Origin of the sequence: Algimonas porphyrae (assembly GCF_041429795.1) — a bacterium.
In the GTDB taxonomy this organism is placed as follows: domain Bacteria; phylum Pseudomonadota; class Alphaproteobacteria; order Caulobacterales; family Maricaulaceae; genus Litorimonas; species Litorimonas porphyrae.
In genome coordinates, this window is the sequence record NZ_CP163424.1 from 1766633 (window position 1) to 1782212 (window position 15580).

Below are 15580 nucleotides of genomic sequence, written 5' to 3' on the forward strand. Positions count from 1 at the left end.
GCCGCGTCAGCCCAGGATGTGCCGCTTGTCACGACAGATTTGCGAATCACTCAACCTGAATGATGCGTTGCAATTCATGAAATTGCTGGCGACAGAGGGTCCGTACACTGTTGCAACCGATACTGTGAGACCTGCATGTCCCGACGCCTGACTTTGTCGCTCCTTCTCGGCGCGAGCATCGCCTGTACACCCAACCCGGATATGACCGCTGAGCGTGGCGCGGCGATATTTCCAGATATTGATTCAGTCGATTTTGTCCATCAGGCCAGTGACGTGCCAGTCGACGAAGCAGTCCAGTATGGGCGTCTGCCGAACGGATTGCGATATGCGGTCAAAAGTAACGACACACCGACGAAAACCGCGTCGCTTCTGATGCGGATCGATGCCGGATCACTGGACGAAACTGATGAAACGCGCGGCCTTGCACATTTCCTGGAGCATATGGCCTTTAACGGATCCGAGGCGATCCCCGAAGGCGAGATGATCAAACGGCTGGAACGACTGGGGCTAGCCTTCGGGGCCGATACGAACGCATCGACCAGTTTCGATCAGACGATCTATCAGCTCGAGCTGCCGGATGTTGCTGACGAGCTGCTGGACGAGGCGCTCTTCATTTTTCGTGAGACCGCCGAGCGTTTGACCCTCGATCCCGAGGCCATCGATGATGAGCGCGGAATCATTCTGGCCGAGAAGCGAGCCCGGAACAGCCCCTCATTCCGGGCGCTGGTCGCGTCCATCGGATTTCAGACGCAAGGCACGATGCTTGTCGATCGTCTGCCGATCGGAACGGTCGAAACGATCGAGAGCGTTACACCCGAGCAGTTCCGGGCCTTCTACGACGCGCAATATCGCCCGGAAGATACGATGATCGTTCTGGTTGGGGACCGACCCGCCGAGCAGCTTGTCCAGAAGATTGAAGCGGCCTTTGCGGACTGGAACAACGAAACTGCCGCTGTGGCTGATGCATCGCTGGGTGACATCGCCTTCGATCGCCCGCGTTACGGTGCGTTTTTCGATCCTGAAGTGTCCAACTTCATTTCTCTATCGACCATCACGTCCCGCAAGCCTGATTCGGAGACGCGTGATACGATCGAAAACCGGGCGGAGGCTCTGCCGATCTATCTGGCCAATGCGATGCTCAATCGTCGTCTGTCCAAGCGGGTTCGAAGCGGCGAAGCCAGCTATACCAGTGCAGGGGTCAGCGTCTCGCCACTTTTCGACTCGGCAGAGATCGCCGGGCTCTCAGTTTCAGCCGAACCCGACCGATTGCGGACCGGCTTTATCGAGGCCGAGCGCATTCTGCGCCAGGCGCTGGATCACGGGTTCACTCAGGCCGAGCTGAACGAGCAGATCGCGAATGCGCGCAAATCATGGGAAATTGCCGTCCAGACGGCCCCGACCCGGCGCACGCCGAGCCTGTCGCGACAAATTCTGAGCCACTTTGCCAGCGAGACCGTCTTTTCAACGCCTGAAACCGGGCTGGCGCTGTTCGAAGATGCCGTCGCGGACGTCACGCTTGCGGATACGGAAACTGCGCTGCGAGAAGCTTGGGAGGCGTTGCAGAGAGCGCCTCAGCTTTATTTGCAGTCCGATACGGTTGTCGAGACACCGGAGCAATGGCTGGAAGCCTTGCTGTCGGAAAGCCGTTCGACGTCGCTGCAGCCAGCCGCCGAAGCACTGGAAGCGGCCTTTGCCTATGAGGATTGGGGCACGCCGGGAGTTGTCTCCGAGAGAGGGTATATTGAGGATATCGGGCTGACGACCGTCCGGTTCGAAAACGGGGTCATGCTGAACATGAAACCGACCGATTTTCAGAAAGACGTGATCCGTATTGGAGTCGATGTCGGGTCGGGCACGGCTTGGCAGCCGCAGGATGATCCGGGCTTTGTGATCCAGATGAACGCCATTATGGGCGCGTCGGGTCTGGGCGCACATACGGCGGATGAAATTCGCACGTTGACCGCCGGATCATCGGCCAGTGTTGGTCGCGGCTTCGGCTTCCGCGCGATGGGATTGACCGGGACGGTAACACCGGAAGATCTGGACCTCCAGTTCAAGCTGCTGGCCGCCTATCTGACGGACCCGGCATTTCGCGAAGAAACGCAAAAGGCTTTCAAAAGCCGGATCCGTGCCAACTGGTCGAAAATCAACTCCACTCCATCCGGTGCGGCCTCCATTGAAATTCCGCCCGTCATCACATCGGGTCACTGGCGCAGTGTCCATCCGACGGAAGAGGAACTGCTGGATATCGACATGGACGCGATCCGCCGCTGGTATGACGACAATGTCCGGAACGGCGCGATCGAGATCGGGATTGTCGGTGATTTCGACGTCGATTCCATGATTGAGCGGGTGGCGAAGACATTCGGCGCATTGCCGGGGCCGCGCGCTGACGTGCGAGACATTCCGGAACGATCGCTCGATCAGGTCTTCCCGGACGGTCGGCGTCGCCCGTATGAGTTCACCCATGCGGGCGAACCGGACACAGGCATGCTGCGTGTGTTCTGGCCGTCGACGGGGCATGGCGATGAATTGCGGCGGCGACAGATCGGTATGCTGACGACCGTCATGCGTCTGGAACTGACCGATGTGCTGCGCGAGGAAGAAGGGGCGACCTATTCGCCTTCCGCCTACCGCTCGACCTCCGAGCTGACACCGGATTATGGCTATGTCGCCGTATCGATGGAGGCCGCGCCAGATGAGTTGAACCGGCTGACGGATGTTGTCGAAACTGTCATGGCCAAATTGGCCACTGAAGGGGTCTCAGACGATATGTTTGATCGTGCGATCAAGCCGACATTGGAAAATCTGGAAACCAGCCTGGAAAATAACGGCTATTGGTTCGGCGTTATCGACAATGCCCAGACCCGCCCCGATACGCTGGACAGCCATCGGACGCGCGACGAGACCTATCAGTCCATGACGGCGGCGGATCTCAGCGCTGTGGCGGCAGAGCTGTTCGACCCTGACAAGGCCGTTCGATTTCACATCATGCCCGAAGGCTAGCGAAACAAAAAAGCACCGCAAAATGCGCTGCTTTTAAGGGTTCTATGTGTTGCGGATTAATCGGTCCGGTTGACCCGCAAAAGCTGCATGTGGAACACCAGCGTGCCGCCGGGCCGTCCGACGGGGTTTTCGCCGTAGGCCAGATTGGCAGGGACGTAGAGGGTCCGTGTTTCGCACACTTTCATATCGGCCAGCGCTTCGTTCCAGCCTGCAATAAAGCCATCCGCCGTGTGAACGATGGGTTCCCCCGCCTGATAGCTGCTGTCAAAGACATCGCCATTGGGGAAAAAGCCGTGATAATTCGCGAAGATTTCTTCGCCGGCGCGCGGTGTTGCGCCATTTTCGAGGCCTGGCTGCAGGACGCGATATTGCAGGCCGCTATCCGTTTCCATGACGCCGTCGCGTAGCGCGTTCTCCGCATGCCAGACTGAAAAGTCACTCGCTGACGGTAATGTCTCATCCTCATAATCATCGAGTGAGAAGACGAGATTGTCGGGGCAGACAAAATCGCCTTCGACCAACGCCGGCGAATCGTCTTCGCCAACAGCGCCGACATCGTCGGTTGAGGCGGTACAGGCCGCGAGAAGCGCCGCTAGCGAGGCTGCCATGAGTATGCGTGACATTGTGGGTCTCCGTTTGAAAGTAAGGTGTGAGTAGTGATACGGATCGCTAGCGCGCCAGTTCCCGCATCGCGTCTTCCAGGCCGTTCAGCGTCATGGGGAACATGCGTTCCCCGCCGATGATCTCCTGAATCATTTGCGTCGACTGGCTGAATTCCCAGTATTTTTCCTGTGTCGGGTTGATCCAGACCAGATGGGGATAAACGTCGGCGATCCGCTTGAGCCAGACTGCGCCCGCTTCCTCGTTCCAATGCTCGACCGAGCCGCCGCGCATGGCAACTTCATAGGGACTCATGGCGGCATCACCGACGATGACGACGCGGTGATCAGACGGGAATGTATGCAGAATGTCCCAAGTCGGAGTCGTCTCGGACATGCGGCGGCGATTGTCTCTCCAGACCTGTTCATACAGCATATTGTGGAAGTAGAAATGTTCCAGCCGCTTGAACTCTGATTTGGCGGCACTGAACAGGTCCTCGACCTGCTTGACATGAGCGTCCATCGAGCCGCCAATGTCGAAGAATGTCAGGACTTTGACCGCGTTGCGCCGTTCCGGGCGCATGCGAATATCGAGCCAGCCCTGCCGCGCCGTCCCGCGGATCGTTCCGGGCAGATCGAGTTCCTCGGCGGCGCCCTCACGGGCGAATTTACGCAGGCGTCGCAGCGCGACCTTGATGTTTCGCGTGCCGATCTCCTTGTCGCCGTCCAGGTTCTTGAACTGACGCTTGTCCCAGACTTTGACGGCTTTGCCGTGGCGGCCGTCTTTCTGACCAATGCGCACGCCTTCGGGATTGTAGCCATATGCGCCGAAGGGTGATCGCCCAGCCGTGCCGATATTGCGGTTTCCGCCTTCGTGTCGTTTGTCCTGATTGTCGAGCCGTTCCTTCAGGGCTTCCATGATCTTGTCGAAATCGCCAAGGGCTTCAATTTCAGCCATTTCTTCAGGCGACAAATGCAGCTCCGCCATTTTGCGGAGCCAGTCTTCGGGAATGGCGTGTTCGTCCTGGCCGAAAATATCACCAATATAGTCGATCCCGCGAAAGACATGGCTGAAGACCTGGTCGAACTTGTCCAGATCGCGTTCATCCTTCACCAAGGCTGTCCGCGACAGATAGTAAAAGCCATCCAGACTGTCATTGGCCACGCCTTTATCGACCCCTTCGAGCAGGGTCAGATATTCGCGGATCGAGACCGGAACGGAGGCGCGGCGAAGCTCGCTGAAGAAATGATGGAACATCAGGGCCTAGCGACGACACTCGCCGCGATAGGCCGCTGAGACACCAGACGCATTGGCCATGCATTCATTGCCATATGTGCGACCATCACAGCCGCAAACCGGTGCATATTGTTGCGTGCAGGCCTGCGGGATCGGACGGCAGACACCGGTCTGATCCGCTGCGCCGCACTGCGCTTCAACAGTTTGGTAGCAGAATTCGCCAACGACGCCGCATGTCGCGCCGGTCATGCCGCCACAGATACGCTCGCCGGGTTGTGGCATGGGGGTATGCGGAATACCGGGGGCAGGCGGATAGGGTGTCGGCGATACAGGTCCAGGCGGATGATGTACGCTATGATCATGACCGTAATAACCCGGCCCGGTCTGGGCACAGGACACCACTAATGCCGAGGCCATCAGCATGGCCAAGCCTATCAGAAAATTGCGCATCATCCGTTCCTCACTTCAGTTTCGATCAGGGCGGCGGCTTCGGGATCGAGCCGAAGGGCCATGGCCAGACGGTCGAGATAATCCCGTTCCGCCGGATTGATTCCGTCTGCAATCCGGGCGCTGACAGCATAGATTTCAGCCGCACATTGCTCGGACGTGGCGAGCGCGGCGATTTCGACCGGATCGTCTGGGCGCGCCATCAATTCGCGCAGCGTTTCGACATCGGCGTCCGGATAGGCTTCGATCAGGGCGGCTTCGTCATCGTCGATTACCCCGTCCGCGCGCGCAGCCGCGATCATGGCCCGCAGCAACATGTTGGCACGTCGTTCGGCTGTTTTGCCCGTTAGCATCCCGATCGCATCATTGAAGTCTGACGGCATGCGACCGCGTTGATGGCCTTTATAGGCAATCGTGCCGAGTGCGGCGAGCCCACCCAGAGCCGCCATCTTGCGGGTCGATTTCGATTTCAGCAGAAGCGCCAGAGCCCCGGCAATACCCGCATATTTCGCCTGCTGCCGAATCTGCTCACGGCTGTCCGGATTGTCCTCCATGCCGAGTTTGTCGATGAGGAAATCCTCACCACGTCGACCGATATCGCGAGCCTGCTCGGTGAGATTCCTTGATGAGGGCGAGTCAAGCAGAGCGCGCCCGCTGCCGAGAAGTTCAGCCAGAAAGGCTTCTGGATTTTTCGCAAGCGTCTTGAGTTCCTTGGGCATCGCAACCTCCTTAGCACACTCATAGTGATTCGATCATGGGGCTTCAAATATTGTCTGCCTGTGTTTCATGACGAGCCACGCGACAATCATGGCTCTTGCAGGGTCTGATAATTCGCGCAAAGCAGCGCAGATGAACTCAGTCCTGAAAAAGTCTCTTCTGTCCGTCGCCGCCCTGACCGGGGTCGCCGCCATAGGGGGCGCGATCTATCTGTGGACGCCACCGGGGCAGTCTTTCGACGCACAGGCGGCGCAGGAAGTCGCGGAGCGCTATGACGTGCGTATCGTTCGCGACAATTATGGTGTGCCTCATATTTTCGGGAAAACGGATGCGGACGCGCATTTTGGCCTCGCCTACGCACATGCGGAAGATGACTGGAAAACGATGGAGCAGACCCTGTTGTCTGGTCGCGGGATGAGTGCCCAGCATTTCGGGCAAGCTGAAGCGCCCGCCGACTATCTCTATGATCTATTCCGGGTCGAACAGGCTGTGGCTGCAGGCGATCTCGGTATTCCTGCCGACGTGCAGGCGATTATCGAAGCCTATGCGGCAGGGCTGAACAAGTTTGGCGCCGATCATCCGGATCAGATCACGCCCGGCCTTCTCCCGGTGACCGCCGATGATATCAATGCGGCTGTGATGTGGCTGACGCCCTTTTTCTACCGGATGGATGACTATCTGGCGCCGTTGTTCAGCGAAACGGATGCGCCGCAAGTCTCTCCCTGGCAGCAGCAGGCCGCTTTGAGTCTGCCGCAGGCTGTACGCGGATCGAACGGGTTCGCCGTGGCCCCGTCGCGCAGCGCGGATGGGCACACCCGCTTGATCGTCAACTCTCATCAACCCATGGTGGGACGATATGCCTGGTATGAGGCTCATCTGGTCAGCGAAGAAGGGTTGAACATAGCGGGCGGGACTTTCCCGGGGACGCCTGTCATTCCGCAGGGCATTACGCCGAACACGGCATGGACCCATACGGTCAATCGCCCTGATTTGATCGATATCTACAAGCTGACCGTGGATGATGAGGGCGATCCACAAACATATGAGTTGGACGGCGAATGGTTACCCTTCGATCGAGGAATGGCCGATTTCCGGGTGAAACTCTGGGGCCCGTTCTCCCTGCCGATTAAACGCGATGCGCTCTGGTCAGAACATGGACCTGTCCTGTCAACTCCAAGCGGTCATTACGCGTTGCGCTTTGCAGGGCTGGGCGAGACAGCTGCAGTCGAACAATGGTTTCGCATGGCCAAGGCGCAAAATCTGGATGAATGGCGCGAGGCGCTTACGATCAACGGGGTTATGTCCTTCAATATCGTCTATGGCGACCGTGACGGCAATATCGGTACGATCTACAATGCCCGTATGCCGAACCGGATCGAAGGTCCGGACTGGACGGGCGTTCTACCGGGAAATGATCGCCGGCTGATATGGGACGGTTTCCGACCTGTCTCCGACCTGCCACAGCTCTGGAATCCAGACTGCGGTTGGGTTTTTTCCGCCAATGCCACCCCGTTCATGGTGACAGATCCGGAATGTGATCAGGATCGCACCGATTTTTCAGCGACATTCGGAATCGAGGACCGGATTACGAACCGGTCGCGCCGTGCCGTCGCGCAGATCGTGCCGGATCGATCGATCACGCGCGAAGAGCTGCTGCGATACCGCGCGGACACGCTTTTCGACCCCGAGTCGCGGTTAATGCAGCTTGTCGTCGAACTGGTCGGCATAGCGACGGACGACCCCGATATTCAGGCTGCACAGGAGGTTCTGCGAAACTGGGATGGCGATACGGTTGTGGGATCGCACGGAGCCGCGCTGGCCGTTATCACCGGTGTTCGCACTCTCGGCTATGAATTCCTGGATGAGGGCGAGGCCTCATTGGACATTCTGGCAACGACCGCGTCGGAGCTCGAAGCCGCCTTCGGACGCATCGATCCGGAATGGGGGGAGGTCAACCGGATTGTGCGAGGTGACGAAAACTGGCCCCTAGACGGCGCGCCGGATGTGCTACGCGCCATTTATGCAGATAAGGACGGCGTGGCCAAACAGGGCTATCTGAACGCGTTTGCGGGCGACACGCACATCATGGTTGCAGACTGGGCGCCTGACGGCACCTTGCGCGCGGAGAGCATACACCAGTACGGATCTGCGACGCTGGACGAGACCTCACCCCACTATGACGATCAGGTCGAACTGTTCGCAACGCATGAATATAAGACCATGCCGATGACCCTCGAGGAGGCGCTGGACGTGGCGACGGAAGATTATCGCCCCGGAGAGCGCTGACCCTTGTTGGGATAGGTCTTGCGGCCAGACGGCTTGCTCGACGTCTTGAAGCCTGATCCCTTCGGGTCGGTTTTTTTCGAAGCAGATCTTTTTGGTCCGGGTTTCTTTGAGTGTTGCGGACGCGACGTCTGTGTGCGGTCCGTGTCGTCCCGATCTGATTTGGGTTTCCAGTAGTCACGCCGGACACGCTGGCCGATCCGGACCAGCAGTTCGTAATTGATCGTGTTGCCCTCTGCGGCCTGATCCTCGAGATGATCGCCGAGGAAGATGGCAACGCCGCCGACCTGAACGGGCAGGTGCAAATCCGTAACATCCAGAAGGGTTATATCCATCGAGACCCGCCCAATGATCGGCACGGACTGATCATGAATGACAGCCTGCCCCTGATTGCTGAGTGCGATTGGAACACCGTCGGCATAACCCGCGCCGACCGTCGCGATCCGCATATCGCGATCAGCTGTGAAGCTAGCGTCATAACCAATTGATTCGCCTGCTTTTACGGTTCGCAATTGCAGGATTGGGGCGAGGAGTTTGACGACCGGCTTCGTAACTTCCTGTCCGGGCATACTGGTCGCGAAGCCACCATAGAGGCTGATCCCGGGACGCACCATCTGGAAGTGATAATCCTTGCCGAGATAGATGCCGGCGGAGTTGGCAAAGCTGAGCGGCGTAGGCGGCAAGGTCGCCGCAAGACGTTTAAATCGTTGCAGCTGCACGGCATTGAGCGGGTGCGACACGTCAGGTGCACAGGCAAGGTGGCTCATGACCCAGTCGGGGTTGAGGGTCTTCCATAGACCCTTGTCGCTCGCCAGCATCGCTACGTCGTCCTCTGACATGCCCAAGCGGTTCATACCCGTATCGATATGAATGGCTGTAAAAGGCGGATCGTTGACCTCACGGCAGACCTCGGCCCAGTAGCGCGCCTGTTCGATGGAATTGATGACCGGTTTCAGCTTTGCACCGAGGAGGGCTGCCTTGTCGCGCGGCGCCGGTCCGTTCAGTACATAAATGGCCCCATTCGGCCCGATGGCTTCGCGCAGCAATTTGCCTTCGCCTGCCGTGGCCACGAAAAAGATCCGGCAGCCGGCACCGTATAATGCCCGTCCGACAGTCTCCAGGCCCAGCCCATAGGCGTCAGCCTTGACCGAGGCTGCGACTTTGGCGCGCGGCACCAATGTCTTCAGCGCCTCATAGTTGGATTTCAGGGTGGAGAGATCGACGCGCAAAGTCGGGCGGGTGGAATAGGGGGGCAGGCTCATTGTGGCGCGCCTAGGCCTCTGTCACATCGATTGCAAGATGCGGGCTATAATGCGGTCGCAGATCGGGCGTTCTGCGTAATTGTAGACCAGTCGTGATTGGCCAGAGCCGTCTTGTCGGCAACCCAGGATCCGCCGACGCAGACAACGCTGCTGAGATCCAGATAACGCCGCACATCGTCACGCCCGATGCCGCCTGTCGGCATGAATGACAGATCGGGCAGAGGGCCGCCGATCGCTTTGAGAGCGCCGACGCCCCCAGCAGCTTCGGCCGGGAAGAATTTGACCAGATCAAAACCGCGCTCGATCATGGCAACGGCTTCGCCGACCGTGCTGATTCCGGGTATCGCCGCGACATTGTTGGCCTGTATGGCATCGACCAGTTTCGCCGTTGTTCCCGGCGTGACGATGAAATCGACGGCGAGTGCGGCGCAGCGCTCGACTTGCTGCGTGTTGATCACGGTCCCGACGCCGAGCATGATCGGATGATCGGCCTGTCTGAGCGCATCGATAACATCGAACGCCCGAGGTGTCCGCAGGGTCAGCTCGATCACACCAATCCCGCCAGCGAGAAGCGCATCGGCCAGTGGAACGGCGACATCGGGATCGTCCAGAGCGACGACGGGCACGACTTGCGACTGTTTCAGGCGGGTGCGGTCCATGATAAGGGAGGTCCAACTGTTCGCTTCGGGGTAACAGGTCGGCTAGGTCCGCTTGACACCGCTGTCAATGGCGTGGACTAAAGTCGCAAGCCGACTGAAACGCAGGATCGGAAACAGGACGGATGCGAACAACGATAACGGATGTCGCCAAACAGGCTGGCGTATCGATGAAGACCGTGTCGCGCGTGCTCAACAATGAACCTAATGTCGCCAAGGCAACGCGCGAACGGGTCATGGAAGTCGCAGACCAGCTCGATTATTCGCCTAATCTCGCCGCACGGGGTCTCGCCAGTTCGCGCAGCTATCTGATTGCACTGCTTTATGATAATGCCAGTCCGAGCTACCTGACCAACATTCAGCGCGGCGCGATCGAAGCCTGTCGGCAGCAGGGATATCACCTGCTTTTGGAGCCGATGACAGCTGCGCAGACGGAGAGTGAGGAGGCCGAACGCATCCTGAGGCGGATGAATGTCGACGGCGCGATCCTGACGGCTCCGCTCTGTGACCTGACGGCGCTGCGCAATAGCCTGACGCGACTCGATATTCCCTATGTCGCGGTCGGTCCGCAAGATGCCGATGAAGGCGCAGCGGTTCGCATGGATGATCAGGACGCCGCCTTTCAGATGGTCAAATATCTGATCGATCTCGGGCACAGGGATATCGGCTTTATCGCCGGTGACCCGGATCATGCTTCGACCCGTCACCGACGCGCCGGCTTCGATGCAGCCATGCAGGATGCAGGTTTGCATGCTGGCACGGACCGTGTCGTTCAAGGTGATTACACGTTCCGGTCCGGTCTGGAAGCCGCCAAGCGGATGCTGGAAGACCCGACATCTCGGCCGACAGCGATCTTCGCCGCTAATGACGATATGGCAGCAGGGGTACTCAGTGCCGCCAATCGGCTGAATATAGCCGTTCCTGACGCTCTATCCGTCTGTGGTTTCGACGATACGCCGATCGCCCGCATTCTCTGGCCGCAGCTAACCACCGTGGCTCAACCGATCCATCAGATGGGTCGGAAGGCGGCTGAAATTCTGATCAGTCGCGACAAGCGACGGGACCCGGCTACTCATACATTCGATTATGAATTGATCATCCGGGGATCGACAGCTCGCGCCGGTACATGATAGGTCGTTGACAGCGCTGTCAGGGTTCCACATTGTCGTCGTAACGCCTTTTCACCGTAAAGGCCGATTAACAGGATTATATCGTGTCCCAGTCGGAAACCACATCCACTGACCCGTCTGATGAAAAGACAGATATGGATGAGGGCGGTCGGTCGGCCTTCGTTCCTGTCGATCCGTTCGAACTGGTCGTCTTTGGAGCCACGGGCGATCTGGCGCGTCGCAAGCTGCTGCCATCCCTCTATCATCGCTATTGCGATGGTCAGATACCGGAAGATTCCCGGATCATAGGCGCGTCGCGAACCGCCATGGACCGTGAAGAGTTCGTCAAACTCGTCGAGGAAAGCTATCTCGAATTCGAAGATGGCTCTCAGCATGATCCTGACTGTTTCAAGGCGTTTGCCGATATGCTCGACTATGTCGCGATCGACATTGCCGATGATCAGGCGGACTGGGACACACTCGGGGGCAAGCTGGACGCCACGCAGTCGCTGATCCGGATTTTCTATCTGGCCATGCCGCCGCGGCTGTTCGTCGATATTGCCGAAGGTCTGCAGACGGCGGGACTTGCCCATGATGAGAGCCGCGTCGTTCTGGAAAAGCCGCTCGGAAACGATTTTGCGTCTGCCGATGCGATCAACGAAGGCGTCGGCCGAGTCTTTGATGAAAACCGGATTTACCGGATCGATCACTATCTCGGTAAAGAGACAGTTCAGAACCTTCTCGTCCTTCGCTTTGGCAACATTCTGCTGGAACCTCTCTGGAACAGTCGGGCGATCGAACATATCGAGATCACTGTGGCCGAGACGATCGGCGTAGGCGGACGTGGTGCCTATTATGACAGCTCTGGCGCTTTGCGCGACATGGTGCAGAACCATTTGCTGCAGCTGCTCTGTCTGACGACGATGGAGCCGCCCGCATCCATCGATGCAGATGATCTCAGGACCGAAAAAATAAAGGTTTTAAGGGCTTTGCGCCCGGTCACGTCGAGCAATGTCAAGGACATGACCGTCAGGGCGCAATATGTCAGAGGGCGGATCGATGGCGAGACGGCGGCGGATTATCTGTCCGATGTCGACGTCGAGGAATCCGACACGGAAACCTTTGTCGCCATCCATACGGAGATCCAGAATTGGCGCTGGTCTGGCGTGCCGATCTACATCCGAACGGGTAAGCGCATGGCGCAGCGCCGCTCGGAAATCATCATCCAGTTCCGGCCTGTACCTCATTCCATTTTTCCGTCTGACACGCATATTCAACCGAACCGGCTGGTTATCCGTCTGCAGCCGGACGAGGCGGTGACGTTGTGGATGGAGATCAAGGAGCCGGGGGCGGGGGGGCTGCGCCTGAAAACGCTGCCGCTTAACCTGTCCTATGCCGACAGTTTCGCGGCGCGCTATCCGGATGCCTATGAACGGCTGCTGCTGGATGTGGTGCGTGGCAACCTGTCCCTGTTCATGCGGCGCGACGAGGTGGAAGCGGCCTGGCGCTGGGTCGACGGGATCATCGATGCGTGGGCCGAGACGGAGCAGCGGCTCAGCCTCTATCCGGCCGGGACGGATGGTCCCGACGCAGCCCGCTTCATGCTGGAACAGCTTGGCGATCAATGGTCCGATCCGGGCGAGACTGACGACACTGGCGAGACGTCGCAATGAGCGCGGTGGACATTACCCTGTTTCAGGACGAAGCGGCGCTAATTGGTGCGACCGTCGCTGATCTGACCACACGGCTGCAATCGGCCCTGTCGCAACGTGGTCGGGCCAGCCTGATGCTGTCCGGAGGATCCAGTCCCAAGCCGGTCTATGAAGCGCTGGCGCAGCAGCCGATTGCCTGGGACGGGGTCGGGATCAGCCTTGTCGATGAACGCTGGGTGCCACCCGGCGTTCCCGGATCGAACGCCGACTTCGTTCAAGCCTGTTTTGCCGGAACGCCCGCTGAGCGGGCTCACTTCGTTCCGCTCTATAACGGACATGATGACGCGGCGAGCGGAGTCGAAAGCGCCGAACAGGCACTGAGTACGGTGGCGCGTCCTTTTGACATTTGTGTCATGGGTATGGGGCTGGATGGCCACACGGCATCCTGGTTTCCGCACAGTCGGGGCCTGGAAGCTGCTTTGCGTCGCGATAATCTGGCAACGCTTTGTTCGATAGACGCAACGGGCTGCGCGGTTGCTGGCGATCATACGGACCGCATGACCCTGACCTATGCCGCCGTGGCGGCGTCCCGACATGTCTGCCTGCTGTTGAACACAGCCGAGAAACTGGATGTCTTTCGCCAATCTCTCGAAGGAGATGTGACTGACAGACCTGTTGCGAGCCTGGCGCAGCTGGGCTCCAGATTATCCGTACACGCCGTCGAGAACGCATCATGATTGTCAGAGACGAAATTCAGGCTGTGACAGACCGCATTGCAAAGCGATCGGAAAAAACGCGCGCCGCCTATCTGTCGGCCTGTCGCGCAAATATGCGCCCCGGGCCACGACGCAAACGCCTCAGCGAGGGAAATCTGGCGCATGCGACGGCGGCCTGTCCGGTTCTGGAAAAGACGGAACTGCTAGGGGCTCGCTGGCCGAATGTCGGGATCGTGACGGCCTATAATGACATGTTGTCCGCGCATCAGCCTTTCGATCGCTTTCCCGAGATCATTAAGACCGCGGCCCGCCAGAACGGTGCGACGGCGCAAGTCGCCGGTGGCGTACCGGCCATGTGCGATGGGGTGACGCAGGGGCAGGACGGTATGGAACTGTCGCTCTTTTCGCGTGATGTCATCGCCGCAGGCACGGCGATCGCTCTGAGCCATGATTGCTTTGATTCGGTGATCCATCTGGGTGTCTGTGACAAAATCGTGCCGGGCCTGATCATCGCAGCCCTGCGCTATGGCTATCTGCCGCAGATTTTTGCGCCAGCCGGTCCAATGCCCTCCGGCATTCCGAATCCTGAAAAGGCCCGTGTCAGACAGCTTTTTGCAGCCGGTGAAGTAGGACGGGACGAATTGCTCGCGGCTGAAGCGGCAAGCTATCACGCGCCCGGGACCTGCACGTTTTACGGCACGGCCAACACCAATCAGATGCTGATGGAAATCATGGGGATGCAGCTGCCCGGCAGTTCCTTCATCCATCCGAACACGCCTATGCGTGATGCGATGACGATCCAGACAACTCGCCGGGCCATCGAAATCACAAATATGACGGATGCGTTCACACCCGCTTGTGATGTGATCGATGAGCGCGCCATTGTGAACGGGCTTGTTGGTCTCATGGCCACAGGTGGTTCGACCAATCTCACCATTCATCTGTCGGCGATCGCCCGCAGTGCCGGGATTCTCATCAACTGGGATGATTATGCCGACGTCTCACATATTGTGCCGCTGATAACCCGCGTCTATCCGAACGGTGTTTCGGACGTGAACCATTTCCACGCTGCCGGTGGGATGGCTTATCTGATCGGCGAACTGATCGACAACGGCTTTGTCCATGCCGATGTGACCACAGTGGCCGGCGGCGAGGGGCTGGTCGAATATACGCGTGAGCCCATTCTCGTAGCCGAAGAATCCGACATTCCGGTTTCTTATCGCGCAGGCCCGACCGAAAGTCTCGACACCGATGTTCTGACATCTGTGTCAGAACCGTTCCGCCCTGATGGCGGGTTGGCGCTGATATCCGGTAATCTCGGCCGCGGCGTGATGAAAGTCTCAGCGGTCAAACGCGAAAACTGGCTGGTTGAAGCTGCCGCGATCGTCATCGATGATCAAAACGAGCTGATCGCCATGCACAAGGCGGGCGAGCTCGAACGCGACTTCGTCGCCGTGCTGCGCTTTCAAGGGCCGCGCGCTAACGGAATGCCGGAACTGCACAAACTGACGCCCATTCTCGGTTTGCAGCAGGATAAAGGGTTTCGCGTGGCACTGGTCACAGACGGGCGCATGTCCGGTGCATCAGGCAAGGTTCCGGCGGCAATCCATCTTCATCCTGAAGCGCTTCTGGGCGGGCCGCTTTCGCGCGTCGAGACCGGCGACATCGTCCGGCTCGATCCAGCCAATGGCATGCTTGATGTGCTAGGCGCGGATCTGGACGCGCGACAGCCGGCGATCGCCAGACTGGCCGATAATCTGTCTGGTCTGGGCATGAATATGTTCGCACCGCAGCGCGCCATCGCGTCCGATGCCGAAAGCGGAGCATCGACTTTGGGCGATATGGCGTTCATGGTGCAGGACTAAAAAAGACCGGATCTTACAGTCGGTTCGGCGG

At 58.8% G+C, this 15580-nt stretch carries 12 protein-coding genes; 6 read left to right on the forward strand and 6 right to left on the reverse strand.

The genetic code is table 11. From position 1 onward, the window contains the following. Positions 1-135: 135 nt before the first annotated feature. On the forward strand, positions 136-3006 hold the full coding sequence (locus AB6B39_RS08540; protein ID WP_371398510.1) for a M16 family metallopeptidase: 2871 nt from the start codon (positions 136-138) through the stop codon (positions 3004-3006). 56 nt (positions 3007-3062) lie between these two features. Here the strand turns inward: AB6B39_RS08540 and AB6B39_RS08545 are convergent, their stop codons facing one another. The 4 genes from AB6B39_RS08545 to AB6B39_RS08560 are packed head-to-tail and all read right to left on the reverse strand — an operon-like array spanning position 3063 to position 6008. After that, entirely contained in the window at positions 3063-3629 is a 567-nt protein-coding gene (locus AB6B39_RS08545) for an FKBP-type peptidyl-prolyl cis-trans isomerase (protein WP_284369013.1), read from the reverse strand. 46 nt (positions 3630-3675) lie between these two features. After that, positions 3676-4863: a vWA domain-containing protein gene (locus AB6B39_RS08550; protein ID WP_284369012.1), complete on the reverse strand. Its 1188-nt coding sequence runs from the start codon at positions 4861-4863 to the stop codon at positions 3676-3678. A gap of 6 nt (positions 4864-4869) precedes the next feature. Next, positions 4870-5295, reverse strand: a complete 426-nt coding sequence (locus AB6B39_RS08555; protein WP_284369011.1) for a Kazal-type serine protease inhibitor family protein — start codon at positions 5293-5295, stop codon at positions 4870-4872. After that, positions 5292-6008: a DUF533 domain-containing protein gene (locus AB6B39_RS08560; RefSeq protein WP_284369010.1), complete on the reverse strand. Its 717-nt coding sequence runs from the start codon at positions 6006-6008 to the stop codon at positions 5292-5294. Before AB6B39_RS08560 ends, AB6B39_RS08555 begins: the two co-directional genes overlap by 4 nt. A 130-nt stretch (positions 6009-6138) precedes the next feature. On the opposite strand from AB6B39_RS08560, the gene AB6B39_RS08565 reads away from it, so the two are divergent. Then, positions 6139-8292, forward strand: coding sequence for a penicillin acylase family protein (locus tag AB6B39_RS08565; RefSeq protein ID WP_284369009.1), 2154 nt, complete (start codon positions 6139-6141; stop codon positions 8290-8292). On the opposite strand, the gene alr is transcribed toward AB6B39_RS08565, so the two are convergent. Next, positions 8271-9551, reverse strand: a complete 1281-nt coding sequence (alr, locus tag AB6B39_RS08570) for an alanine racemase (RefSeq protein WP_284369008.1) — start codon at positions 9549-9551, stop codon at positions 8271-8273. The genes AB6B39_RS08565 and alr overlap by 22 nt on opposite strands. A 44-nt stretch (positions 9552-9595) precedes the next feature. Further along, complete coding sequence (gene eda / locus AB6B39_RS08575) at positions 9596-10210, reverse strand: bifunctional 4-hydroxy-2-oxoglutarate aldolase/2-dehydro-3-deoxy-phosphogluconate aldolase (RefSeq protein WP_284369007.1); 615 nt, start codon at positions 10208-10210, stop codon at positions 9596-9598. A gap of 122 nt (positions 10211-10332) precedes the next feature. Between eda and AB6B39_RS08580 the strand changes: the two genes are divergently transcribed. The 4 genes from AB6B39_RS08580 to edd all read left to right on the forward strand — a co-directional run bounded on the left by AB6B39_RS08580 (position 10333) and on the right by edd (position 15549). Then, positions 10333-11337 (forward strand): LacI family DNA-binding transcriptional regulator, encoded by a 1005-nt coding sequence (locus AB6B39_RS08580; RefSeq protein WP_284369006.1) that lies wholly within the window; start codon positions 10333-10335, stop codon positions 11335-11337. An 83-nt stretch (positions 11338-11420) separates the two neighbouring features. Next, positions 11421-12989, forward strand: a complete 1569-nt coding sequence (zwf, locus tag AB6B39_RS08585; RefSeq protein WP_284369005.1) for a glucose-6-phosphate dehydrogenase — start codon at positions 11421-11423, stop codon at positions 12987-12989. Beyond that, positions 12986-13705: a 6-phosphogluconolactonase gene (gene pgl / locus AB6B39_RS08590; protein WP_284369004.1), complete on the forward strand. Its 720-nt coding sequence runs from the start codon at positions 12986-12988 to the stop codon at positions 13703-13705. Before zwf ends, pgl begins: the two co-directional genes overlap by 4 nt. Further along, positions 13702-15549, forward strand: coding sequence for a phosphogluconate dehydratase (gene edd / locus AB6B39_RS08595; protein ID WP_284369003.1), 1848 nt, complete (start codon positions 13702-13704; stop codon positions 15547-15549). Before pgl ends, edd begins: the two co-directional genes overlap by 4 nt. The last annotated feature ends 31 nt before the right edge of the window (positions 15550-15580 follow it).